We start from the raw sequence: 23,424 nt of genomic DNA, 5'->3' as shown, positions 1-23,424 counted from the left end.
TGACGTTAAGCATACGGAGTATTGTCCGAAGAATTAAGTGCAATGAAATCAACGAATGATGAATATTATGCATCCGGCGCTGAGACGTCTTGATTTAAACCTGCTGCCCGTTTTTGACGCCATTTACCGCCACCGTTCCGTTCGCCTCGCAGCCGACGAGCTGGCGATGAGCACCTCGGCGCTGAGCCATGCGCTGTCGCGTCTGCGCACGGCCCTTAACGATCCGCTCTTTTTTCGGGAAGGGCATCGTATGTCCCCCAGCGTGTACGCCTCTCAGCTTGCGCCTTCTATTGCTTCCGCATTGTCGTTCCTTAATCAGGAGCTGACCCCGCAGCCGGAGTTTGACGCCGCCAGCAGTACCGAAAGCTTGCAAATTGGGATTACGGATTTTACCGCGCTATGTATTTTTCCCGCCCTGATGCACAAGCTGCAGACTGCTGCCCCGGGCTTGCGTTTCGAATTGCGCTATCTGCCGCACAGCCCGGCGCTGACGGAACTCCTGGCCGGTGAAGTGGATCTGGCGCTCGGTTTCAGCACCCCGGAGGACAGTCGCCATCCGGAGCTGGAGGAGATCGGCTGGTTTGAAGATGAGTATGTGGCCATCAGCAACGCACGCCGGACCCGGCTGACGCTGGAGGATTATCTCGCTGCCCGACACCTGGTGGTGACGCCGTGGAATGAAAAGCAGGGCGTGCTGGACGTGCGGCTCGAGCAGCTGGGCTATACGCGGCACATTGCGATCAAAACGCCGTCGATGCTGAGCGCGCCATTTATCGTTGCGGAAAGCGACCTGCTGATGGCCATTCCTCGTTACGCCGCCGAGAAGCTGGTTGCGGCGGCGGAACTGAGGATTTTTGCCTTGCCGTTCTCTATTCCCAAATTTGAGGTGAAAATTTACTCGCATAAGCGCAGCGGCCAGCGGGGGGCGACCCGCTGGCTTAAGGAGGAGCTGCAGGCGCTAGCGCAACAGGGTGATAAATGATTAATGGTATACGTATTAAGAAATGACTTCGCGCCTTCCGCAAGCGACCGTTAATGCATTGAATGATTAGCTATCGCGGGGAACTCTTATTATCAAAGGGGTGGTTTAAAATCCGTGCGGGCATTTGTGCGCATTGCAATACTCAGAGTATGTGCAGCATTCAGCATCCAGGTTTTTATTAAAAGGGCAGGCCATTTTGTTTTTTATCTCATTCCACAGGTTCTCGTTGTATGGTGAAACGTTATAAAGGGATATTGGATTGAATACGCCATTTACAAAAATTCCATTTTTTGTCGTATGTATTCTGTCTCATGGCAAAAGATAGATGCCACTCTCGTACCAAATTATTAATCTTAATAATTTTAAGCCAACAATGTGCGAATAAACGATTCCTGTGTTAGGGCAAATGACAGAACTTAATACTCGCCACGACATCATGCTTTTTTCCATAAGATATTTTTATCTGGATTTAGGTGTAGCACGTGATCAGGTATTGATCAACGATGTAACCCATTGATATTGATCGTTATTTTATGGTTGCATGAATTTTATCTATATATAACAACAGCTTGCGCAATATGGCTTCGGTAATTGTTTTGAATTATTTACCTGACTTGAACGAGGTGTGCTTCGATTTTCCGCTTGCAGGTTATGAATACGGAAAATATTATTTTGTATAGACCTTGATTATTAAAGAGAATTTAATCATGACTGAAATCATTTCATTTCAACACGTTACCTGGTTTAAGGTTTATAAGGTTTTTTGCATTATTATTAATGTTGCTTATCAATTCCGCCGAATAAAGGTTGCTACAGGCGGCTTCTTTTTGCTTTGCTATAGAAAATGGCTGGATTAGAATTTACATGCGTGCATTTCGGAGAGAAACTATTCAGATTTACTTATGTAAGGGAATGCCCGAACCTGGATTCGATGAAACCCAGGATACTGCCGGGCAAGCGCAGCGCTACCCGGCAGAAGAGGTGGTGAACAAGGGATAATCAATTTATCGCAGGTAGATATCCGTTTGCAGCGCATGTTCCGGCACCTCGTGAATAAAATTGAGGTAATGGAAGAACACAGGCGCATCACGCAGCGTTTCGCCGCTTGCGGGCAGCCAGTCCCGGAACATTGCCCATACCGTGGTGGATATGTTATCCAGCGAGCCAGAATGACGCCCAACAGCGTAACGGCCCCCATCAATTACACCGTTGCAAACCCCGAACGTATTTTCCGGTATCGCTTCAAAAACGCTGCCGCATATATCGAAACGAAAGGCTTCTTCAGGTGTAGCCGCCGGATCGTCCCACGCTATACCAAACGTGCTGCTTTCGCGTACTGGCGATAAGCCAGTAGCTTTACGCCAGGCGATTAATTTCTCCGCACTGTCATTAACCCGATTGGGACTGCCACGGTGTTGCAGCATCGCTACTCGGGTTTGGGGAAAATCGACAATCTTAACTTCCCATCGTTTTTTGCTCCTGAAAGGTCATTTTCGGTACGCGCTTGTGCCAGCTTAGCCAGTCCGACTGCTGCCGAAACTGACGCGGGCTTTTTCCAAACGCGTTTCTGAAGGCGCGGCTGAACGACTCAGGGCTCTGGAATCCAGCATCGAGCGTAATATCAATCACCTTATCCTGTGGATTAAACGCCAGTCGCCATGAAGCACGGCGCAGGCATAGCCACTGGATATAGCGATACAGCGGCAGGCCGCTGAACGCCAGAAACTGACGGTGAAAATGATAAGGTGAACAGCAGGCTAACGCGCTGAGCTTCTCCAGTGAGAGCGGTTCATCGAGATGGAGGGCGATATAGTCGCACACCATCGTGAAACGCACGCGGTACGCCATATTGTTTGTATCGTTCATTGCATCCTCCTGATGACCCACTTTGCCTGACCGGTCGGCCAGAATCCTGACCGATCTTGCTAATCAAATTCATTACAGGAAGGGCGGTATGATACAAATGCCAGGTCGATGCCCTGGCATTGCAGAAGGCAGAATGATTATGGGGAGGGTATACTGGCGGCATATCGTTGTGCGGCCGCAATAGCCTTCTCGTCAAAAATATTCTGTTCGAAATGATGGCTCGCATCGGTGACGCGATAAATTTTCCATTTACTGTCTTCATTGCGCAGAAACACTTTTAACTGCGTTTTCTCTCCGTTACCCGTACCCAGTTCAACGTTAACAACTTTTCCAGATGCATAATTTATCGCTTTACTTACGTTTAGGTCAGGGATCCACTCAGCTGCATAGTCCTGTGTATAGGTAAAATAGTCGGAATCGATAATTTCCTGCTCATAGAGAGAAAGAATTTTCTGTAGTCGGGAGAGGGTATCTCGCGCGATATACTCATGCATTTTTGGTGAATCGAGCTCATCTTCTTTGCTGTCAGTAACAAAGGCTGTGAGGTAGAAAGTATAGAAATCATGAGTACGTTTTTCCGGCGTATCCATCTGGGATGCACATCCTGTTAGTAACAGGCCTATCAAAAGAACATAACGCATCAGTTTTTCCTGTAAATTTTGTAAGCAGGGTGCGCAGAACGATATCCAGGACCAGACCACATATCTCGTTGTCTGAAATCAGAGTACCAGTTAATGCCGTCATAAATCGCCATGTGGCCTGCAGGGTTACCTCCTTCATAAGGCTGAATAACGACCACATCGCCTTCCTGTAATGTTTCGCCTTGCCCTAAGACACGAAATCCTGCCCGTTCAAGGTTATTGCCATAGTCTTTAGCGTGAGGTGCATTTCAGATATCAATTCCACCTGCCTGAATTGCCTTACGAGTAAATTCCCCACAGCGTTTTTGCGATGAAATGCCGGCATTCTGGCGTGCATGCACGGCTGCTGCGTGTTTGTTCCATGTCATGTGCTAACTCCTGTTGTAGATGAAAGCGTCAATAGACAACGAGAAATTTAATTCTGTTAGGCAATTAATGTTATTAAAAAATTATATATTTCAGCGGGTTATTGGTTGTTGTGTTTGATATATGTAGTTAATGAAATGCTGAAAATGATCTGTTGTTATCACAATCCAAAATGGAAGGTTTACATCGTCTGGTCAATGCAATAACGTCCTCATATGTTAGGTGAAAGTTATCAATCCAACTTGAATTTGATGACAAAATAAGAGCTTCTGATGGTGGGGGATATAAAAAACGACGTCCAAATCGAGCGTTTATTAATCATTTCCACATGCTCGCGGTAGAACTCTTTAACCCAAGTTAGATAAATGAGATACGCTCTATTGAAACTTTATCTGCTTAAACCGGATAGAAAAAGTAACTAGCACAAAAGCGAGTTGTGAGCTGGGCGAGGAAATTTTTATATGTTGCAGTCTGAATTATGTAAAGTATGTGACAGCAAAATTATTGGGCCTGCAAAAGCAGTTTTTCATTTTGTCCACAATTCCATTATGCCCGTTAGGATGTTATCTTAGTTCCTCATCATCATACAGACGTAAGGATAATCTATGTCTTGGCAAGGCGTACCATTCAAGCTTCTTGAAGCAGGCAGTGTTGAACAGCTTTTTTTGAAACTAACGTCTCTTCCTAAAATAACTATCGACACGCCTACTGACTACAGTCAACTCTGGTTAACGGTTGGAGCTACTTTCCTTGGCGGTATCATACCTGCACTGATTGCTTGGAGAACGTTTCACGTAAATGCAAAAAATGTAAGAAAAGAAAGAGATGAACAGCAGCGGTTCTTAAAATCTGAAAGGGCAAAGCAACAGTTGTTTATGATGGGAGAGCGTGCTTCTCAATTTGCCTCATTGAAAGAAGAACGTGAAATACAAAAAATGCTAACCCAAAAGACAATTAATGCACAAGTTGTTTCTGCTAACAGACAGAAATGGATTAATGATTTTCGTGATCATATTGCTGAGTTTTGTTTGTTAATGTTCAATCACTACGATGCCCGTTCAAGCTATCTGATTACTGAGCGTAAGTTGCGGGTAATAACTGATATATATAAAGGCACTAATTACTCAGAGGATTTAAGAGCTCGTTATCAGGATGCAAGTGATGAATTTGCAAGTTGCCTGGAGAGATCTCAATCAACTCACAATGGAATGGATAAAATGAAATTCCTTATACTGCTAAGTTTGAATCCTAAAGAAAAAGAAACTCATGAAATTAAACGATTGATGATTTTTTTAAAGACCTCAATAAATAGATTGGTTATTGATGAAGCTTCGGGTGGATTGGCTAATGTAACCGAAGTTTATACAGACTTATTAAACGGTTCAGAAGAATTAATGGAGGTAGTGGGGGGGATTCTTAAGAGAGAATGGGAAAGAGTGAAGTTATGTGAATAGACTAAAGCTTTTGTGAAGGCTAAATATTAGATTTAACAATTTCGAATTGATGCATGATAACCATGAAAAACGTAATGTTTACAGACGATTGTTTGTGATAGTACCATACCCCCCTATAGTATCAGGAGGGCATATGCCGCACTCACCCGAAGATAAAAAACGTATTCTTACCCGCGTCCGCCGCATTCGGGGTCAGGTTGATGCCCTTGAACGCGCGCTGGAGTCGGGCGACCCCTGTCTGGCCATCCTGCAGCAAATTGCCGCCGTGCGCGGCGCTGCCAATGGCCTGATGGGCGAAATGGTTGAAATACATCTCAAAGACGAGCTGGTGACGGGAGACACAACGCCGGATCAGCGAGCCGTACGCATGGCGGAAGTCGGCCATTTGCTGCGCTCTTATCTAAAATAAATCCACACACCTGACAAAAAGGGAAGACATGATGAAATCTCGCGCAGCTGTTGCATTTGGCCCCGGCCAGCCGCTGAAAATCGTCGACATCGACGTAGCGCCGCCGAAAAAAGGCGAAGTGCTGATCAAAATCACCCATACCGGCGTGTGCCATACCGATGCATTTACCCTCTCCGGTGACGATCCGGAAGGCGTCTTCCCGGCGGTGCTGGGTCATGAAGGCGGCGGGATTGTGGTGGAAGTGGGCGAGGGCGTGACCAGCCTGAAGCCAGGCGATCACGTTATCCCGCTGTACACGGCGGAATGCGGCGAGTGTAAGTTCTGTAAATCCGGCAAAACTAACCTCTGCCAGGCCGTGCGCGCTACTCAGGGGAAAGGGCTGATGCCGGACGGCACCACCCGTTTCTCCTACAACGGTGAGCCAATCTATCACTACATGGGTACCAGCACCTTCAGCGAATACACCGTTTGCGCGGAGATCTCGCTGGCGAAGGTCAACCCACAGGCGCCGCTGGATAAAGTCTGCCTGCTGGGCTGCGGCGTAACCACCGGCATTGGCGCGGTGCATAACACGGCAAAAGTCAAAGAGGGCGACACCGTGGCGGTGTTCGGTCTCGGCGGCATTGGTCTGGCAGTGATTCAGGGTGCGGTGCAGGCGAAGGCCGGGCGTATCATCGCGGTCGATACCAACCCGGAAAAATTCAAGCTGGCGGGTGAAATGGGCGCGACCGATTTCGTGAACCCGAAAGATCACGAGAAACCGATTCAGGACGTCATCGTTGAGATGACCGACGGCGGCGTGGACTTCAGCTTCGAGTGTATCGGCAACGTCAACGTAATGCGTTCTGCGCTGGAATGCTGCCACAAGGGCTGGGGTGAGAGCATCATCATCGGCGTGGCCGGGGCAGGACAGGAGATCAAAACCCGTCCATTCCAGCTGGTGACCGGACGCGTCTGGCGCGGCTCCGCCTTTGGCGGCGTGAAGGGGCGTACCCAGCTTCCCGGCATGGTGGAAGACGCGATGGTCGGTAAAATTCAGCTCGACCCGTTCATTACCCACCGTTTACCGCTGGAACAGATCAACGAGGCGTTCGATCTGATGCACGAAGGAAAATCCATCCGTACCGTCATTCATTTCGGCGACAAGTAACTCTTCTGCCAGCGGTTTTTAGCCGCTGGCATTTCTTTAATAATCTTCTCTAAAGTGTGACCAGTGCGGCGTTTTTAGCCGTAATCTAAATCTCTGCCGTGCCGATGACTATCTAACAGGCGTGTTTTTGCGCATCTTACCTATAAGAGAGTCGACGGTCATGGACAACACTTCTTCGATGCAGGCGCAGCGCAAGCTGAGCTTCCTGCATCACATCAGGCTGGTTCCGCTGTTTTCCTCCATTCTCGGTGGCATTATTCTGCTGTTTGCCTTGAGTTCGGGTCTGGCGGGGTATTTCCTGCTACAGGCCGACAACGATCAGCAGGACGTTACGTCCGAAATTCAGGTGCGTATGGGGCTGTCGAACAGCTCAAACCATCTGCGCACCGCGCGTATCAATATGATCCACGCCGGCGCGGCAAGCCGTATCGCGGAGATGGAGGCCATGAAGCAGAACATCCGTGAGGCGGAAACGCGCATTAAGCAGTCCCAGGATAGCTTTACCGCCTATATGCATCGTTCCGTCCGTAGCGCTGCGGACGAAGCGCTGGATGCAGACCTGAAGGCACGCTACGACGCCTATATCGCGGGCCTCCAGCCGATGGTCAAATTTGCCAAAAACGGCATGTTCGAGGCGATCATCAACCACGAAAATGAGACCGCGCGCCCGCTGGACGACGCTTACAACGCCGTTCTGCTGAAGGCGATTAAGATCCGCACCGACCGCGCCAATGCGCTGACGGCGCAGGCGCACAGCCGCACGCAGCTGGGTCTGATGTTTATGGTGGGCGCGTTTGCGCTGGCGCTGGTGCTGACCGCGATGACCTTCGTTGTGCTGCGCCGCACGGTCATTAATCCGCTGCAGCGTGCAGCGAAACGTATCGAGAATATCGCCAAAGGCGACCTGACGATGCCGGACGACGTGGCCGGACGCAGCGAAATTGGCCGCCTGACGCGCGATCTGCAAACCATGCAGCACTCCCTTGAAACAACGGTCGGCACCGTCCGTCAGGGGGCGGAGGAGATCTATCGGGGTACCAGCGAGATCTCTGCCGGTAACACCGATCTCTCATCACGCACCGAGCAGCAGGCCGCGGCGATTGAGCAGACTGCCGCCAGCATGGAGCAGCTGACCGCGACGGTGAAGCAGAACGCCGATAACGCCCATCATGCCAGCAAGCTGGCGGAAGATGCCTCCGGGAAAGCCAGCCGCGGCGGCCAGATGGTCTCCGGTGTGGTCAAAACTATGGGCAATATCTCAAGCAGTTCGAAGAAAATCTCTGAGATTACCGCGGTGATCAACAGCATCGCCTTCCAGACCAATATCCTGGCGCTTAACGCGGCGGTGGAAGCGGCGCGGGCGGGCGAGCAGGGACGCGGGTTCGCCGTGGTGGCCAGCGAAGTTCGTACCCTGGCAAGCCGCAGCGCCAACGCCGCAAAAGAGATCGAAAGCCTGATCAACGAATCGGTCTCGCTGATTGACCAGGGTTCCGGTGAGGTCGTTGCCGCAGGCAATACCATGAATGAGATCGTCGAGGCGGTGAAGCGCGTCACCGACATCATGCTGGAGATTGCCGCCGCGTCTGACGAGCAGAGCCGCGGTATCGTGCAGGTCAGCCAGGCTATTTCGGAGATGGATAAAGTGACCCAGCAGAACGCCTCGCTGGTGGAAGAGGCCTCCGCGGCGGCGGCGTCGCTGGAAGAACAGGGCGCGCGTCTGACCGAGGCGGTCGGGGCGTTTCGTCTGAGCGGCAAGGCTCAGGGGCGTACTCAACAGCAGAACTCTGCGGCAGTAAAACCTGCCGCACTACGTCCGGCGGTAGTGCATAACGGTGATAACTGGGAAACGTTCTGAGTCGCCGGCCGTGTCGGGTGGCGCTTCGCTTACCCGGCCGACAAAAAAGGGACCTTTCGGTCCCTTTTTTCATCCGTTACTGCTTATCAGGTAACGCGTACGCGATAACGTAATCACCGCGATCCGGCGACTGGCGAGCGCCCCCGGCGTTAATGACGATGTACTGCTTACCGGTTTTCGGCGAGACGTAGGTCATCGGGCCGGACTGGCTGCCGACCGGCAGGCGGTCCTTCCAGATCTCTTTCCCGGTGGCGGTATCAAACGCGCGCAGGTAGAAATCCTGGGTGCCGGCGAAGAACAGCAGGCCGGACTGGGTTGACAGCGACGCGCCCAGCGTTGGCATCCCGATTGGGATTGGCATGTGCATGCGAATGCCCAGCGGGCCGGTATCTTCTACGGTACCAACCGGTACCTGCCACACCAGCTTGCCGGTTTTCAGGTCAACAGCCGACATGGTTCCGAACGGCGGCTTCTGGCACGGAATGCCCAGCGGCGACAGGAAGCGCTCGCGCATTGCGCCGAACGGCGTGCCGTCCATCGGGACAATCCCCATCTCAATGCCGCTGGCGTTTTTCGCCACGTTCGCGCGCGGCACCATGTAGTTTGCCAGCCCCAGACGCATATCGTTGACGAACATCAGGCTGTTGTTCGGGTCAACGGAGACGCTGCCCCAGTTCATACCGCCGAGCGAGCCGGGGAACTGCAGGGAACGGTCGAGACCCGGCGGGGTGAAGACGCCCTGATGACGCATCTCTTTAAACTGAATGCGGCACAGAAGCAGGTCGACAGGCGTCGCCCCCCACATGTCGGACTCGGTCAACGTCTGGTTGCCAATCATCGGCATGCCCACGGAGTACGGCTGGGTCGGAGAGTAGCGTTCACCTTCAACGTTACCCGCCGGAACTGGACGTTCCTCCACCTTCGCCACCGGCTTGCCGGTTTCACGGTTGAGCATAAAGATCATGCCCTGCTTGCTGGTTTGCACCAGTACAGGCGTGGTGCCGCCTTTGCCGTCCGGCAGGTCGTACAGCAGCGGCTGGGAAGGCAGGTCGAAGTCCCACAGGTCGTGGTGGGTGGTCTGGAAATGCCAGCGCACCTGTCCGGTGGCAGCGTCAACGGCGACGATGGAGGAGCTGTATTTATCGTCCAGCGGGGTGCGCTCGCCCGCCCAGAAGTCGGGGGTGGCGTTGCCGGTTGGCAGGTAGATCAGGTTCAGCTTAGCGTCGTAAGACATCGCAGACCAGACGTTCGGCGTACCGCGGGTATAAGTCTGGCCTTCCGGCGGCAGGCCGGTCAGGTTCGGGTTACCCGGATCCCACGCCCAGGCCAGTTTACCGGTGTGAACGTCGTAGGCGCGCACCACGCCCGGCGGCTCGCCGGTAGAGTAGTTATCCGCGACGCGACCGCCGACGACGACAACGTTTCCGGCAACCAGCGGCGTGGAGGTCTGCTGATAATAGCCCGGCTTGATCTCACCCATGCCGATGCTCAGGTCAACGGTGCCATGGTTACCAAAGTCATCGCAAACCTTGCCGGTATCCGCGTTGATGGCAATCAGACGGGCGTCGGTGGTCGGCAGGAACAGGCGGCGAGGGCATGCCGCTGGCGATGTCCCGGTCTGTGACGCTGTCACGTTTGCATGATCTTCAAAGTAGCCCAGGCCACGACAACGCTGCCAGTTCGGGGCGGTGGCTTTCGAATCATAACGCCATTTTTCTTTACCTGAATCCACGTCCAGCGCCAGCACTTTACTGTACGGGGTACAGACATAGAGCGTGTCGCCAATCTGCAGCGGCGTGTTCTGATCTTCCGCACCGGAGCCGTTGCTCTGCGGAATATCCCCGGTGTGCGCCACCCAGGCGACTTTCAGATCGCTGATGTTTTGCTTGTTAATCTGGTCCAGCGCGGCGAAGCGGTCGCCGTGGGTGGTGTTGCCCCAGTGTTCCCAGTTTTTCTGCTGTTCGCCGGGAGCAACGGGTTTCACCGGAACGGGCTCGTTCGCCGCCACGAGGGTTTGCGGCTTAAACATCCAGCCGAGGCTGACCAGCATCGCCAGTGCGAGAACCGCCGCAACGCTATAAGCCGGGGCTTTATTCGCTGCGCCGCGGTTGGCCGCGCGCAGGAAAGGCCAGACGATGGCGCAGAGGAAGGCCAGTACGGCAAAGGTGAACAGGCGCGAGAAGAGCGGCCAGAAATCCCAGCCCGCATCGCTTACCGCCCAGAACAGCGAGGCAACAAACGCGATGCCGTAAAGCACGATCCCGCTGCTGCGATTGAGGAAAATCAGGAGCGCGGCAATGACCATCACCACGCCCATTATCACGAAGTAAAAACTTCCGCCTACGGCGGCGAGCTTGAAGCCCAACCCGCCGACCGCCAGACCGATGAGCAACATCAGTCCGGCAAGGAGCCACTGCAAAATACGAGGTATCCCGCGCGGCGCGCTGCCAAATGCCATTTCTGTCTCCTTTGAATCTCTCCGCATTGCCTGGTATGTACCATCTGGATAATAAATGCGGGGAGAGCAATGATTAAAACGAGTTAATTCTTGTTTATATAACGATTCGCGAACCAAATGGTGAATCCGCCGTTATGATAAAACTGTTAATTTGTTTTACGCAATTGTTAATGAATCATTCCGCATTATTTGATTAACGCACAGCCCAGTTCCCTCTCCCTGTGGGAGAGGGAACTGGGTGAGGGGTGAAGGGAATCAGACAGGCATTGATTTACGGATAGCGCTCAGCAGCGTTTGTGCGCCCGTGGAAAGGGGAGTATCCACCCGGGTCAAAATACCGATGGGTTCACCCGCACCCGGGGAGGCGATCGGCAGGGCGGTCAGCGTGCCCTGACGCAAATCATCTTTTACCGCACCGGAGGGGACGAACCAGACGTAGTCATAATCCAGGGTAAGCTGGCGCGAAAGAGAAGCCGAAAGCGTTTCGATGCACCCTGAGGGGAGCGTACACCCCTGCATCTGCAGCAAGGTTTCGGCGGCCTGGCGCGGGACGGTCCCTTTCGGGCAAACCACCACCGGCCACTCCATCACCCGGCTTAACGTCACCGTGTCCTGCAGCAGGGGATGATCGGGTCGAACCACCAGCTTCAGGGATTCCAGGAACAGCAGTTCATAATTGAGACCGCCCATCAGCTCGGGGTCGGACATTCGACCGATACCAAGATCAAGCTCACCCGATTTCAGCCCCGCGAGCAGCATGGTGTTATTCATGGTGGCAACCTGAATAGTGGTATTTCGCTGCTGCCTGTGGAACTGACCAATAACGGGCGGCAGGATCCCCAGCGCCGCGGTTGGCAGGGCGCCGACGCGCACCACCTCGCTGGTCTGCTCTTCTTTTCGGTGCAGGGACTGGCCTGCGGTGTTGAGCGCATCCAGCACCTTCACGGCGTGCGTCAGGAACTGTTCGCCCACCAGAGTCAGCTGTGCCCCCAGCCGACCGCGGTCAAATAGACGGGCGCCGGTCAGCTGTTCCAGCTCGTTAAGGGTTTTTGAGAGCGCGGGCTGGCTCAGGTTAAGAGTTTCAGCCGCGCGCCCCAGCGTTCCCTGTTGAGCGACGGCCACAAATGTATGCAAATGGCGCAAGCGTATGCGCTGACTGAACAGACCATTTTTTTCCATAGGCGATGTTAAAAACAGAGCGATGCGGGTGACAAGTTAAGTTGTTTAATTTTGATAACTTGATAGCAAAATATTTTTAACATTTGATCTGTTTGAGTTACAACATGTTTTTCAGGCGAGGTGGGTGATGAACGTCCTTGTTCATTTATTGCTCACTGCGGAGGGATAAACTGCAAACCGGTTTAGATCACGCCGTCGCCGCCGTCAGAGCACCATACCTGACCGGAGGTAAAGGAACACTCATCCGAGGCCAGCGTGACGTACAGCGGGGCAATCTCGACGGGCTGTCCTGGACGACCCAGCGGGGTATCACCCCCGAACTCCTTCACTTTCTCCATCGGCTGGCCGCCGCTGGACTGGAGTACCGTCCAGTACGGGCCGGGGGCGACCGCGTTGACGCGAATGCCTTTCGGACCCAGCTGTTTGGCTAAGGATTTAGTAAACACCGCCAGACAGGCCTTCGTCTGGGCATAGTCCAGCAGTACGGGGCTGGGCTTCACCGCCTGAACGGAGGAGGTGTTAATGATCACGGACGACGCTTTCAGGTGGCGCAAGGCGGCCTTGGTGATCCAGAAGGGGGCGTAAACGTTGGTTTTAAACGTCGCGTCAAAATCTTCGGTGGTCAGCTCTTCAAGGGATTCCCGGAACTGCTGACGGCCTGCGTTGTTGACCAGAATATCCAGCCCGCCCAGCTTCGAAACGGCTTCTTCGACCAGATTCTGGCAAAAGGTCTCGTCCCGGACGTCTCCTGGCAGCGCGATGGCCTTGCGGCCTTCCGCTTTGATCAGGTCGATGACCTCGGCGGCATCTTTCTCTTCTTCAGGCAGATAGTTGATGGCGACGTCTGCCCCTTCACGGGCGTAGGCGATAGCCACTGCGCGTCCAATCCCGGAGTCACCACCGGTGATCAGCGCTTTTTTGCCGGCAAGGCGGCCATGCCCTTTATAGCTTGTTTCACCGTGGTCGGGTACAGGCTGCATTTCAGACGCCAGTCCCGGCGGCGTTTGCGGCTGTTCCGGGAACGGGGGGGTCGGGTAAGCGTTCGTACGTTGTGTAGTATCACTCATAGCTGACTCCTTAAGCCAAGGGGTGAGATTTGATGGATAGTTGCAGCGTTAACGCTTCGCTGAATTATTTCTGCAAACGATCAACACGAACGACGGCAGGCGATGATTTTTTATCAAGCGAACCGTTGATACTGATCATCTGATCGGGTTTTACCGTTCTGCCGTCGAAGACTGCCTGGGGAATAATAACGTCGATTTTTCCGGTTTTATCCTGGAATACAAACTTATCGCCGCTACCGTCAATAAGATTACCGCGCAATGAAATTGTCGCGCCATCGTGCAAATGTTTTGCCTGATCGATGGTCATAATACGCGCGTCGTCGGTTCCACGATATCCGCTGTCCAGCGCGTGGGGCGGTGGCGGTGCTTCACCTTTTTGTAACCCGCCGTTATTATCGGCCCATGCAACTGGAACCAGAAATATCAAAAAAGCGGAAATAAGTGATAATTTCATCTGATATCCTTCATTTTTGAGTGTCTTGACTTATTAAGTATTGTTGCTATTCCTTTATGTGGCAAATGTGATAAGTCTTAAAAACATTCTCCTTGGAAATCAAATCTATCATGAAATAAGCGAAACGGTGACAACGACCATGAAGCATGAAAATGAAAAGTTACCCGGGATAGATGAGAGTTATCGCTTGTTGAGGTTTGAATATTCATTTCGCCAGGTGGGTTTTGTGGTCCTTCTGGCTATTATCATCGCAGCGGTTGCTGGTCTGTTTTCCAGCGGGATGGTGAGCGATACGGCCAAAACCAATTCCGCTAACTCATTGAGCATAAACTATGAACGCTTCGGCCGGCGGGAGACGGAGTCAAGAATGCAGGTCACCTTCCCGGTGAAGACGGAGGGCAGCTATACCCTCAGCCTGACCACCGACAGCAGCGACGTATACGAGCCCGGCAGCGTCTGGCCGCAGCCAGACAAAATGTATAGCCACGGCAAAACCCTCTATTTGGTCTACGATGACCTGCAAAAATCAGACAACTTCTCTGTTTTATACTTCACGACACCTTCCAGAGCCGGTAAATGGAACACCGTCATCCGCGTCAACAACGAGCCGGAGATTAACCTCTGGCAATTTATTTACCCCTAGGAGGCTGATATGGATATGGTCTTTCGCGCGCTGGCGATTTATCTGTTTCTCGTGGTGGTATTTAAAGTGGCAGGGCGACGGGCGCTGCTGCAGATGACCAGCTTTGATCTCATCCTCCTCTTAATTATTAGTGAGGCGACGCAACAGGCGCTTTTGGGGCAGGATTTCTCCGTTACCGGCGCAATGATTACCATTACCACGCTGGTGGTCGTTGACATTATATTTGGCCTGATGAAGAAATATTTTTCCCCGGTGGAGAATATTCTTGATGGGACCCCTGTGATTCTGGTTGAGAATGGCGTTCCATTAGCGGATAAGCTAAAAAAAGTCGACGTATCTTGTGATGATATTCTGGTGTCAGCGCGTCAAAATAATGGCATTACAGAACTTAGCGAAATTAAATATGCCATACTTGAGCGCAATGGACATATTTCAATCATTCCTGTTGAAAAATAAGAGGCGGCAAGATGAGCAATCTTTTACACGACAGTCATTATACCGTGAGTGAACTCACCAAAAATCTGGCGAGTAAATTAACCGATGCCGGGCTGCGCTTAACCACCGCGGAATCCTGCACGGGAGGAAAGCTCTCGGTGGCGCTGTGTGCAGAGGAAAACACGGCTGATTTTTATGACGTCGGGCTGGTTGTGTTCAGCGATGAGGCCAAATCGCGGATCCTCGGCGTGCGTCAGGAGACGCTGGCGCGCTATACCGCCGTCAGTGAACAGACGGTGACCGAGATGGCCGCCAGCATCCGCGACATTGCCCAGGCGGATATCAGCATCGCCATCAGCGGCTACGCGGGTCCGGAAGGGGGCGATGACGGCACGGCGGCGGGAACGGTCTGCTTTGCCTGGAATATCTGCGGTGAGACGAAAACCCGCACCGTCCTTTTCTCCGGCGACTGCCAGGATGTGGTGGAAAAAGCGGTGCAATTTTCGCTCGCTGAACTGGTGACAACATTGTCGGACGGCAATAACGGCTAAATTCACGCGGAGGTTCTATGGCGGTCATAGTGATTACCGGCGGGACGGCGGGCGTAGGAAAAGCCACGGCGCTGAAATTTGCAAAGGCAGGTTACGATGTGGGGCTTATCGCCCGCGATGAAGCCAGCCTGCACTCTACCCAGGAAGAGCTGCGCCGCTTCGGCGTTAATGCCCACGCGGTGCAGGCGGACGTCGCCGACAGCCAGGCGGTGGTGGATGCGGCTAACGAGATCGAGTATCGCCTCGGGGCGATTGATGTCTGGGTCAACAATGCGATGGGGGCCGTACTGGCGCCGTTTCGTACCCTGACGCCGGATGAGTTTCGTCGCGTGACTGATGTTACCTATCTCGGATTTGTTAACGGCACCCGCGCCGCGCTGGAGTTGATGGTGCCCCGCGACAGGGGGGTAATTATTCAGGTGGGGTCCGCGCTGGCCTACCGTTCCATCCCTTTGCAGTCGGCTTACTGCGGGGCCAAAGCGGCGATCCGCGGGTTCACCGATGCGGTGCGCACGGAGCTGATGCATGAGAACAGCCGGGTTCAGCTTTCCATGGTGCAGATGCCGGGGCTCAATACGCCGCAGTTCGAATGGGCAAGGAATAAGTTCGCCTGGGCGATGCGACCGGTGCCGCCGGTCTTTGAGCCTGAAGTGGCCGCCAGCGCCATCTTTAAGGTTGCGCAGAAACCGGTGCGCGAGCTGTGGGTGGGCAGCAGCACTATCCAGTCCATCGTCGGGCAATTCTTCTTTCCGGGCTACCTTGACCGTCTGATGGTAAAAAAAGCCTGGGAAGGCCAGATGACCGACGATCTGAACGCAGCGGATCGGCGGGACTATCTCGACCAGCCGATTGACGACCTGCACAAAATCCATGGTCGTTTTACCGACGAAGCGAAGAACCGCGCTACGTCCGTCACCTCCGGTATGCCTGGCAAGGTGGCGCTGGGGGCCCTCGCGGTGGCGGGGATTATGCTGACGCGTCTTATAACCCGCCGGAAACGCTAATCAGCGCAGCGCGCTGCGGTGCGTCCAGAACCAGCGGTAGCCGTAGGCGCCAATAGTGAGTTCGACGGTTTTGCCGCAAACCAGCGCGTCGTCGTAGCGTTTGTCCGCGAGGCAGGCGGTCCAGGTGGCGTTGCGGATCCCTCTGGCGGTGAACTGCACCGGCTGGTCGCTGAAGTTTACGAAGGTCAGAATGCTGCGCTCGTCGGTCTCGTAATAGATCCCCAGCACCGCGTCATGATTGAGGGTGATGAGGCGAAAGGGCGCCACGGCAATTTCGGGGAACTCCGAGCGGGTATTGGCAATATCAATAATCCGGTGCAGGAGCGAGTTGCGGTGGAGCAGCGAATCGGCGACGTTGATTTTTTGATAGCGGTAGGGCCCGTGGTCGATTATCGGCGCAATAAATTTTTCAGGATCGGCCGCCGAAAAACCACCGCCCTGTGAACCTGCCCACTGCATTGGGGTGCGAACGGCGTAGCGCTCCTCCAGTTCAAGGTCGTCACCCATGCCGATCTCATCCCCGTAGCGCATCACCGGGACGCCCGGCAGGGAAAAGAGCACCGCGTGGCAAAACGCCAGCCGCTTTGGATCGCCATTCAGCATCGGAGCCAGACGTCGGCGGATCCCACGCTGGTAGACGTTCATCTCCTTGTCAGGGGCGAAGGTGTCGAGCACGAACTGTTTATCTTTCTGGCTAATTCCTTCCAGATCCAGCTCGTCATGGTTGCGCAGCCAGTTGGCAAAACAGCATGAATCTGGCGGGACGATCATTTTCTTCACCGCGTTGCGCAGCGGGCGGGCGCTTTTTCTGGCCAGGCTGACGTAGAAATACTTGTTGAGCCAGAAGTTGAGCACCAGATGCAGGCGGTCGTTATTGCCGAAATAGTCTTTATAAACCTCAACGTCTACGTCCACTTCGCCGAGCAGGATCGCGTCCGGATTACGCTGTTCGATAAGACGGCGCATGTGCTCCAGGATCCACAGGCCCTTTTTCTCGTCACCGCTGCCCGCCTGCTTCGTGAGGTGTGATGCGGCATCCAGTCGAAATCCCGATACCCCCAGCTTGAGCCAGAAGAGGATAATATTCTCAATCTCCTTAAGCACGGCGGGCGAGGTCAGGTTCAGGTCCGGCTCGTGGCGGTAGAACATGTGCCGGTAATACTGTCCCGCTTCGTCGTCCCAGCTCCAGACGCTCTTTTCCACGCCGGGAAACATGGGGGGCGTATCGTCGTCGTCGTTATCCGACCAGATATAGTAATCGCGATAGGGCGAGGCGGGGCTGCGGCGGGCCTGCTGGAACCAGGGATGGGCGTCCGAGGTGTGCTGGATCAGCAGCTCAATAATGACCTGCATGCCCAGCTCCCGGGCCTGTTCGATAAAGGCGATGATATCGGCCAGTTTTCCGAAGCGGGGGTCCACCTGCAGATGGTCGCTGACGTCGTAGCCCTCATCGAGAAAGGGCGTGAGGTAAAACGGGGTGATCCAGATAACCGTTGCCCCCATGCGGCGAATATAGCGCAGCTTGGCCGCGATCCCGGCGATGTCCCCGCAGCCATCGCCGTTCATATCGTAAAAAAGCGCGGTATCAATCTGGTAAATAATGGCCCGTGTATGCCAGTCCGTCATAGCGTTCCTCAGTGATAGCCTTCAGTATCCGAAACTTTGCCCCGGAAGACGTAGTAGCTCCAGGCGGTGTACACCAGAATCACCGGAATTATCAGCAGGGTCCCGACCAGCATAAACAGCTGGCTGGCGGGGGGCGCCGCGGCTTCCCACAGGGTGATGCGCGGCGGAATAATGTTTGGCCACAGGCTGATACCCAGGCCGCTAAATCCGAGGAAGATCAGCCCCAGCGTCAGCAGGAAGGGGCGCGAGTGGCTGGCCGGATTGCGGGTCAGCCGCCAGATCAACACGCTAAACAGGCCAACCAGCAGGGGAACCGGCAGGAACCAGAAGAAGTTGGGCAGGGTAAACCAACGGTCGGCCACGTACTGCCAGCCGAGCGGCGTCCAGACGCTGACAACCGCGATCACCACCATCAGGGCCAGCAGCACGTGGCGGGTCAGCTCGCGCATGCGGTGTTGCAGGGCGCCTTCACTTTTCATGATAAGCCAGGTGGTGCCCAGCAGCGTGTAGGCGACCACCAGGCCGATACCGCAGAAAAGGTTAAAGGGCGTCAGCCAGTCAAGCGGCGAGCCCACAAAGCGTCTGCCCTCTACCTCAAAGCCGTTGATCACCGCCCCCACGACGATCCCCTGGCTGAAGGTGGCGAGCAAAGAGCCACCGGCGAAGGAGTAGTCCCAGAACTTGCGGTGCGAAGGCGTCGCTTTAAAACGAAACTCAAAGGCGACGCCGCGAAAGATGAGGCCGATCAGCATCGCGGTGAGGGGGATAGTGAGCGCATCAATGATCACCGCGTAAGCCAGCGGGAACGCGCCGAACAGTCCCGCACCGCCGAGCACCAGCCAGGTCTCGTTGCCGTCCCATACGGGCGCTACGCTGTTGACCATCACATCGCGCTCTTTCGCATCGCCCACGAAGTTAAACAGCAGGCCGATGCCCAAATCAAAGCCATCCATAATGATGTACATCAGGGTGGCAAAGACGATGATGGCAAACCAGATAACAGAGATATCGACGCCCATCAGTTTCTCTCCTGTTCCGGAACAGACTCCGCGGCAGACAGTGGACGGGCGGGGGTGCCCGACGTGTTTGACGTCAGCGTATCGACGGGCTGCGGGCCTTTCTTAATCAGCCGGATGAGGTACACATAGCCCACGCCAAACACCGACGAGTAGACAACGAAGAACGCCAGCAGGCTGATGCTCATCTGCAGGGTGCTGTGCAGGGAGACCGCGTCAATCGTGCGCAGATAACCGTAAACCACCCACGGCTGGCGGCCCACTTCGGTAGTCACCCAGCCGGCGAGCAGCGCCACCAGACCGGCGGGCCCCATGCAGAGGGCAAACCACTGGAACGGACGCGAGTGGTAGAGCCGGTGGCGATAGCGTAGCCAGAGGCTGACCAGACCGAGGGTAATCATCAGCAGGCCCATTCCGACCATGATGCGAAACGACCAGAAGACGATGGTCGAGTTTGGGCGATCCTCTTTCGGGAAGTCCTTCAGCGCCGGGACCTGCTTATCGAGGCTGTGCGTCAGGATAAGGCTGCCGAGCGCGGGGATTTCAAGACCGTATTTGGTGCGCTCCTCGTCCATATCGGGCAGGCCAAACAGCAGCAGCGGCGTGGCCTCGCCGGGCGGATTTTCCCAGTGCCCCTCTATGGCGGCAATTTTGGCTGGCTGATGCTCAAGCGTGTTCAGGCCGTGCATATCGCCCACGACGGCCTGAATGGGGGCAACCAGCAGCGCCATCCACATTGCCATGGAGAACATAGTGCGTATGGCAGGGGTATCGTTACCGCGCAGCAGGTGCCATGCGCCCGACGCGCCGACAAACAGCGCGCTGCTCAGAAATGCGGCGATGGCCATATGAATCAGGCGGTAAGGGAAGGAGGGGTTAAAGATAATCGCCAGCCAGTCCTGCGGAATGACCTGCCCGTTCTCGATAGTAAAACCCTGCGGGGTGTGCATCCAGCTGTTTGAGGCGAGGATCCAGAAGGTCGACATCAGCGTGCCGAGCGCCACCATGCAGGTTGAAAAGAAGTGCAGCCCAGGGCCAACCTTGTTCCAGCCGAACATCATTACGCCAAGAAAGCCGGCTTCCAGGAAGAAGGCGGTTAACACCTCGTAGGTCAGCAGGGGACCGGTAATACTGCCTGCGAACTGGGAGAACCCGCTCCAGTTGGTGCCGAACTGATACGCCATGACCAGCCCGGAAACGACACCCATCCCGAAGTTAACGGCAAATATCTTGAGCCAGAAGTGGTACAGCGAGCGCCAGACGTCGTTTTTGGTGCGCAGCCACATGCCTTCGAGCACGACCAGATAGCTGGCAAGACCGATGGTGATCGCCGGGAAAAGAATGTGAAACGAGACGGTAAAAGCGAACTGAATTCTGGCGAGATGAAATGCATCAAGTTCGAACATGGTCCGTACCTCTGAAGCGATGGGGCACGAGAATTGCCGGGCAGGTCAGTATGCCCGGCAAAACCGATTACGGTTTACTCTTTCCGGCACCCAGCTCGGCACCGGTCAGCGGGTCGGAATGGGGATCGGACTTGGTGCGGGCAGACATCGCCTTAACCAGGGTTGCCTGTTCAGCTGTGAGCGTCACGCTGGCGCTACCGTCTCCGCCATCAACCGCAGGCTGGGGGGACTCAACGTAATCAAAGTGCTTATCGCTGTTCCAGCTTCCGCGAACCTCTCCACCTTCAGACATATTGTAGTACTTGTTGGTGAATTCCTCGATTGGCGGCAGTTTTCCCGGCGGGAAATTATTACGAATGGACTGCAGCGCCTTCTCAAAGGAGAGCTGATGCGCCGCCTCACGCGTCATCAGAAACGCCAGCGCATCCTTCACTCCGGGATCGTCAGTGACGTTAATCAGCCGTTCATAAATGATTTTCGCCCTGGCCTCTGCCGCCACGTTCGAGCGCAGATCCGCCGTCGGCTCGCCGATGGTATCGACGTAGGCTGCCGTCCAGGGCACGCCCGCCGAGTTAGTGAGCGGGGTACCGCCGCCGTAGAGAAGGGAGGTGATGTGACTGTCGTTACCGTTTTCGGTCATGGACCGATACAGTTCAGCCTCATTTTCCACCCCTTCCGACAGCGCGCCTTTGGCACCTTTGTTCAGCATACCAACCAGCGTACCGATGATTTCGAGGTGGCTTAGCTCCTCGGTGGCGATATCCATCAGCATATCCTTGCGGCCCGGATCGTCATCGCTCAGGCCCTGAGTGAAGTAACGGCAGGCGGCAGCCAGTTCGCCCTGCGGCCCACCAAACTGTTCCAGTAAAAGGTTAGCGAGACCGGGGTTGGGTTCGGCGACGCGAACCGTATATTGCAGCTGTTTGACGTGTCGAAACATAGGCACTCTCCTGTGGATTATTTTTTCGCTTCGACACCGTCTGCGTCTGAACGCAGCAGGAACTGTTCCGTCGTTTGCGGGATATGGCGAATCAGCCAGTCGGCCATTTCGCGCTCTTCTGCGAGGATCGTCTCAATGGCAGGCACAGAGGCGGTATCGCCCGCTTTTTTCGCCGCAGCGAGCAGGGAGGTGTAGCAGGCGATTTCAAACTGTTCGAAGACATAGCCGCTGATCGAGCCCTTAACGATCTCATCGGACGGGAACATACCGCCGATGGATTGACCCAGGGCCGCCATTTTGCTCATCGAGTCTTTTAAGACCGAACGAGAAATATCATTACGGTCGAGGATTTCCTCCAGCAATGTAATTTGCCGTTTTGTCTCATTAATATGTTGCTCAATTCTGGCGCGAACATCAGGATAATTATCAATACGGCTGGCCATGGATTCCAGCATTGATTCGGCTTGCTTTTCCATCGCATGGGCATCGCGTAGCCAGTCATGGTAGTGTTCTACGTGATTCATCATTGTATCCTCATTAAGGGTTCGCTTATTTGGTCTCACTTTCAGCTGCCTGATCGGCACGTGCGGCACTATAGCCAGATAAGTGGCCGACAATATTGGCGTAAATGCTGATGATAATGACCCATAGTACGCTATTCTTCCACCATATTACGGAAGGGATAGCGAGAATGAACCATATTATTGCTGCCGCTAAATGGCACCGTTTAATTGTCCTGGGACTGATGCTCATTTTATTTAACCTGTCTTATCGCGTCATTTCTGCGCTTTTTGGTTAATATTGCCAACGGCCAGGTCGGTGAGTTTAAGGTCGGTCTCTTTCTCTTCTTCCAGCGTTTCGGCAAGAAGTTTAACGGCTTTTTTGTAGCCCAGTTGTTCTGCGAGGGTCGCAAGGGTACCGTAGCTGGCTATTTCGTAATGCTCCACTTTTTGCGCGGCGGCAATTAACGCGGCATCACGCACTTCATTTTTTTCCGTACTTTCGATAACTTCGTTGGCTTCTTCAATTAAGCCTTCCATTGCCACGCACTTCATGCGCTTGAGCTTAATACCGTCTTCCTGTTCGACGATCTGGTCAATACGTTCAATCTGGCCCTGCGTCTCCTCCAGGTGCGCGGTGAAGGCGGCGCTCAGCTTCTCGCTGGAGGCGGCGCGAGCGAGTTTGCTTAACGCTCGGGTAAGTTGTTTTTCAGCGCTGTAGGTATCGGACAGAAGATGAATAAATACATCCTCAACACTTTTCATATTCATATTAATTACGCTCCGGTAAAATAAGGAAAGGGTACTGCGAGCTTTTCAGCCCGCAGCATGCTCTCAGGTTTTATTAAAAGAGTACTAAATAAGATCAGGAGTTATCAGATTTACGGCCTCCGCCGTGACTGTTCTGTCCCCCTTTCTTACCCGCTTCAGATGCGCGTTGCGGATCGTTTTTGAAATTACCACCGCTGTGCTGGCCGCCTTTACGTCCAGCTTCTGATGCTTTTTCACGGTCTTCAGCGAAATTACCGGAACCACCACGATGCTCTGCCATATTAAACCTCATAGTCATATATTGGTTATGTCAGTACGATACGAAAATATTCCGTATCACTCGTCGTTCGAGTAATAACTCTAGTCGCTGTGAGGCATACGTCAAATTCGTTTCGCCATTAGCGGTTGCGTTATATTTAATTATTGCTGCGTTTGCGCTTCGCTTGGTTTGGAAATATGGAAGTGTGGGAAGGACTTGTAAACAAATGTTCAGATTAGTCCTAAGTTTCATTTAAAAATCGGAAGGTTGAGGCCAATAATAATGGCGTAGCAAAAACGAATAATTTGCAAGCGGTGATTTGGGGAAAATTACCCCTTTGGGGCTAGAAAAAATAGCCGCTACGAATCATAAGGAAAATCCTGGAAAAAGAT

General features: G+C 53.9%; 22 protein-coding genes and 2 pseudogenes. 9 read left to right on the top strand and 15 right to left on the bottom strand.

From position 1 onward, the window contains the following. The first annotated feature begins 55 nt into the window (after nt 1–55). The gene (locus tag IM299_RS01650) at nt 56–982 is read left to right on the top strand and encodes a LysR family transcriptional regulator (RefSeq protein WP_193356914.1); all 927 of its coding nucleotides are present in this window, start codon (nt 56–58) and stop codon (nt 980–982) included. A gap of 1,004 nt (nt 983–1,986) precedes the next feature. Here the strand turns inward: IM299_RS01650 and IM299_RS01645 are convergent. The 3 genes and pseudogenes from IM299_RS01645 to IM299_RS01635 form a co-directional block, all read right to left on the bottom strand. Beyond that, nucleotides 1,987–2,848: pseudogene (locus IM299_RS01645) on the bottom strand (GyrI-like domain-containing protein). A gap of 137 nt (nt 2,849–2,985) precedes the next feature. Then, a complete protein-coding gene (locus IM299_RS01640; RefSeq protein WP_048958153.1) occupies nt 2,986–3,489 on the bottom strand; it encodes a YbjP/YqhG family protein in 504 nt (167 codons plus the stop codon). After that, a pseudogene (locus tag IM299_RS01635) lies at nt 3,489–3,857 on the bottom strand (hypothetical protein). Before IM299_RS01635 ends, IM299_RS01640 begins: the two are co-directional and overlap by 1 nt. 603 nt (nt 3,858–4,460) lie before the next feature. On the opposite strand from IM299_RS01635, the gene IM299_RS01630 reads away from it, so the two are divergent. From IM299_RS01630 to IM299_RS01615, 4 genes are all read left to right on the top strand, one after another. Next, nucleotides 4,461–5,309, top strand: coding sequence for a hypothetical protein (locus tag IM299_RS01630; RefSeq protein WP_193356913.1), 849 nt, complete (start codon nt 4,461–4,463; stop codon nt 5,307–5,309). A gap of 133 nt (nt 5,310–5,442) precedes the next feature. Beyond that, nucleotides 5,443–5,718 carry a metal/formaldehyde-sensitive transcriptional repressor gene (locus IM299_RS01625; protein ID WP_028013093.1) on the top strand — a complete coding sequence of 92 codons (276 nt, stop codon included), beginning with the start codon at nt 5,443–5,445 and terminating at the stop codon, nt 5,716–5,718. A gap of 31 nt (nt 5,719–5,749) precedes the next feature. After that, nucleotides 5,750–6,868, top strand: a complete 1,119-nt coding sequence (locus IM299_RS01620) for an S-(hydroxymethyl)glutathione dehydrogenase/class III alcohol dehydrogenase (protein WP_041910069.1) — start codon at nt 5,750–5,752, stop codon at nt 6,866–6,868. Between the two features lie 160 nt (nt 6,869–7,028). Continuing rightward, a complete protein-coding gene (locus IM299_RS01615) occupies nt 7,029–8,723 on the top strand; it encodes a methyl-accepting chemotaxis protein (protein ID WP_047365213.1) in 1,695 nt (564 codons plus the stop codon). Nucleotides 8,724–8,799: 76 nt separating this feature from the next. Here the strand turns inward: IM299_RS01615 and IM299_RS01610 are convergent, their stop codons facing one another. From IM299_RS01610 to IM299_RS01595, 4 genes are all read right to left on the bottom strand, one after another. Next, complete coding sequence (locus IM299_RS01610; protein ID WP_193356912.1) at nt 8,800–11,181, bottom strand: glucose/quinate/shikimate family membrane-bound PQQ-dependent dehydrogenase; 2,382 nt, start codon at nt 11,179–11,181, stop codon at nt 8,800–8,802. 255 nt (nt 11,182–11,436) lie between these two features. Beyond that, nucleotides 11,437–12,360 (bottom strand): LysR substrate-binding domain-containing protein, encoded by a 924-nt coding sequence (locus IM299_RS01605; RefSeq protein ID WP_048958165.1) that lies wholly within the window; start codon nt 12,358–12,360, stop codon nt 11,437–11,439. A 182-nt stretch (nt 12,361–12,542) separates the two neighbouring features. Continuing rightward, complete coding sequence (locus IM299_RS01600; protein WP_193356911.1) at nt 12,543–13,427, bottom strand: SDR family oxidoreductase; 885 nt, start codon at nt 13,425–13,427, stop codon at nt 12,543–12,545. Nucleotides 13,428–13,491: 64 nt separating this feature from the next. Then, complete coding sequence (locus IM299_RS01595; protein WP_193356910.1) at nt 13,492–13,881, bottom strand: YdeI family stress tolerance OB fold protein; 390 nt, start codon at nt 13,879–13,881, stop codon at nt 13,492–13,494. A 139-nt stretch (nt 13,882–14,020) separates the two neighbouring features. On the opposite strand from IM299_RS01595, the gene IM299_RS01590 reads away from it, so the two are divergent. The 4 genes from IM299_RS01590 to IM299_RS01575 are packed head-to-tail and all read left to right on the top strand — an operon-like array spanning nt 14,021 to nt 16,514. Then, complete coding sequence (locus tag IM299_RS01590; RefSeq protein ID WP_041912012.1) at nt 14,021–14,524, top strand: hypothetical protein; 504 nt, start codon at nt 14,021–14,023, stop codon at nt 14,522–14,524. 9 nt (nt 14,525–14,533) lie between these two features. Beyond that, the gene (locus IM299_RS01585; RefSeq protein WP_028013100.1) at nt 14,534–14,980 is read left to right on the top strand and encodes a DUF421 domain-containing protein; all 447 of its coding nucleotides are present in this window, start codon (nt 14,534–14,536) and stop codon (nt 14,978–14,980) included. 11 nt (nt 14,981–14,991) lie between these two features. Continuing rightward, a complete protein-coding gene (locus IM299_RS01580; RefSeq protein ID WP_193356909.1) occupies nt 14,992–15,510 on the top strand; it encodes a 2-oxo-tetronate isomerase in 519 nt (172 codons plus the stop codon). Between the two features lie 17 nt (nt 15,511–15,527). Continuing rightward, nucleotides 15,528–16,514, top strand: a complete 987-nt coding sequence (locus tag IM299_RS01575; RefSeq protein ID WP_028013102.1) for an SDR family oxidoreductase — start codon at nt 15,528–15,530, stop codon at nt 16,512–16,514. Here the strand turns inward: IM299_RS01575 and IM299_RS01570 are convergent, their stop codons facing one another. From IM299_RS01570 to IM299_RS01535, 8 genes are all read right to left on the bottom strand, one after another. Next, nucleotides 16,515–18,140 (bottom strand): alpha-amylase family protein, encoded by a 1,626-nt coding sequence (locus tag IM299_RS01570; RefSeq protein ID WP_193356908.1) that lies wholly within the window; start codon nt 18,138–18,140, stop codon nt 16,515–16,517. It lies immediately after the preceding gene. An 8-nt stretch (nt 18,141–18,148) separates the two neighbouring features. Beyond that, nucleotides 18,149–19,159, bottom strand: a complete 1,011-nt coding sequence (gene cydB / locus IM299_RS01565) for a cytochrome d ubiquinol oxidase subunit II (RefSeq protein WP_048958168.1) — start codon at nt 19,157–19,159, stop codon at nt 18,149–18,151. Further along, on the bottom strand, nt 19,159–20,562 hold the full coding sequence (locus IM299_RS01560) for a cytochrome ubiquinol oxidase subunit I (protein ID WP_028013105.1): 1,404 nt from the start codon (nt 20,560–20,562) through the stop codon (nt 19,159–19,161). The genes cydB and IM299_RS01560 overlap by 1 nt, the downstream gene beginning before the upstream one ends. 67 nt (nt 20,563–20,629) lie before the next feature. Next, the gene (locus IM299_RS01555; protein ID WP_193356907.1) at nt 20,630–21,502 is read right to left on the bottom strand and encodes a manganese catalase family protein; all 873 of its coding nucleotides are present in this window, start codon (nt 21,500–21,502) and stop codon (nt 20,630–20,632) included. A gap of 17 nt (nt 21,503–21,519) precedes the next feature. After that, on the bottom strand, nt 21,520–22,026 hold the full coding sequence (locus IM299_RS01550) for a ferritin-like domain-containing protein (RefSeq protein ID WP_028013107.1): 507 nt from the start codon (nt 22,024–22,026) through the stop codon (nt 21,520–21,522). A 25-nt stretch (nt 22,027–22,051) separates the two neighbouring features. After that, on the bottom strand, nt 22,052–22,255 hold the full coding sequence (locus IM299_RS01545) for a hypothetical protein (protein ID WP_008502273.1): 204 nt from the start codon (nt 22,253–22,255) through the stop codon (nt 22,052–22,054). Between the two features lie 23 nt (nt 22,256–22,278). Next, nucleotides 22,279–22,773, bottom strand: coding sequence for a ferritin-like domain-containing protein (locus tag IM299_RS01540; RefSeq protein WP_008502272.1), 495 nt, complete (start codon nt 22,771–22,773; stop codon nt 22,279–22,281). Nucleotides 22,774–22,867: 94 nt separating this feature from the next. Beyond that, entirely contained in the window at nt 22,868–23,053 is a 186-nt protein-coding gene (locus IM299_RS01535; protein ID WP_004150795.1) for a general stress protein, read from the bottom strand. Nucleotides 23,054–23,424 lie beyond the last annotated feature (371 nt).

It is taken from the genome of Enterobacter cloacae complex sp. P47BA, from assembly GCF_014930485.1.
In the GTDB taxonomy this organism is placed as follows: domain Bacteria; phylum Pseudomonadota; class Gammaproteobacteria; order Enterobacterales; family Enterobacteriaceae; genus Enterobacter; species Enterobacter bugandensis.
The sequence above is the reverse complement of the archived record's forward strand: the minus strand, read 5'-3'. Positions and strand labels throughout refer to the sequence as shown.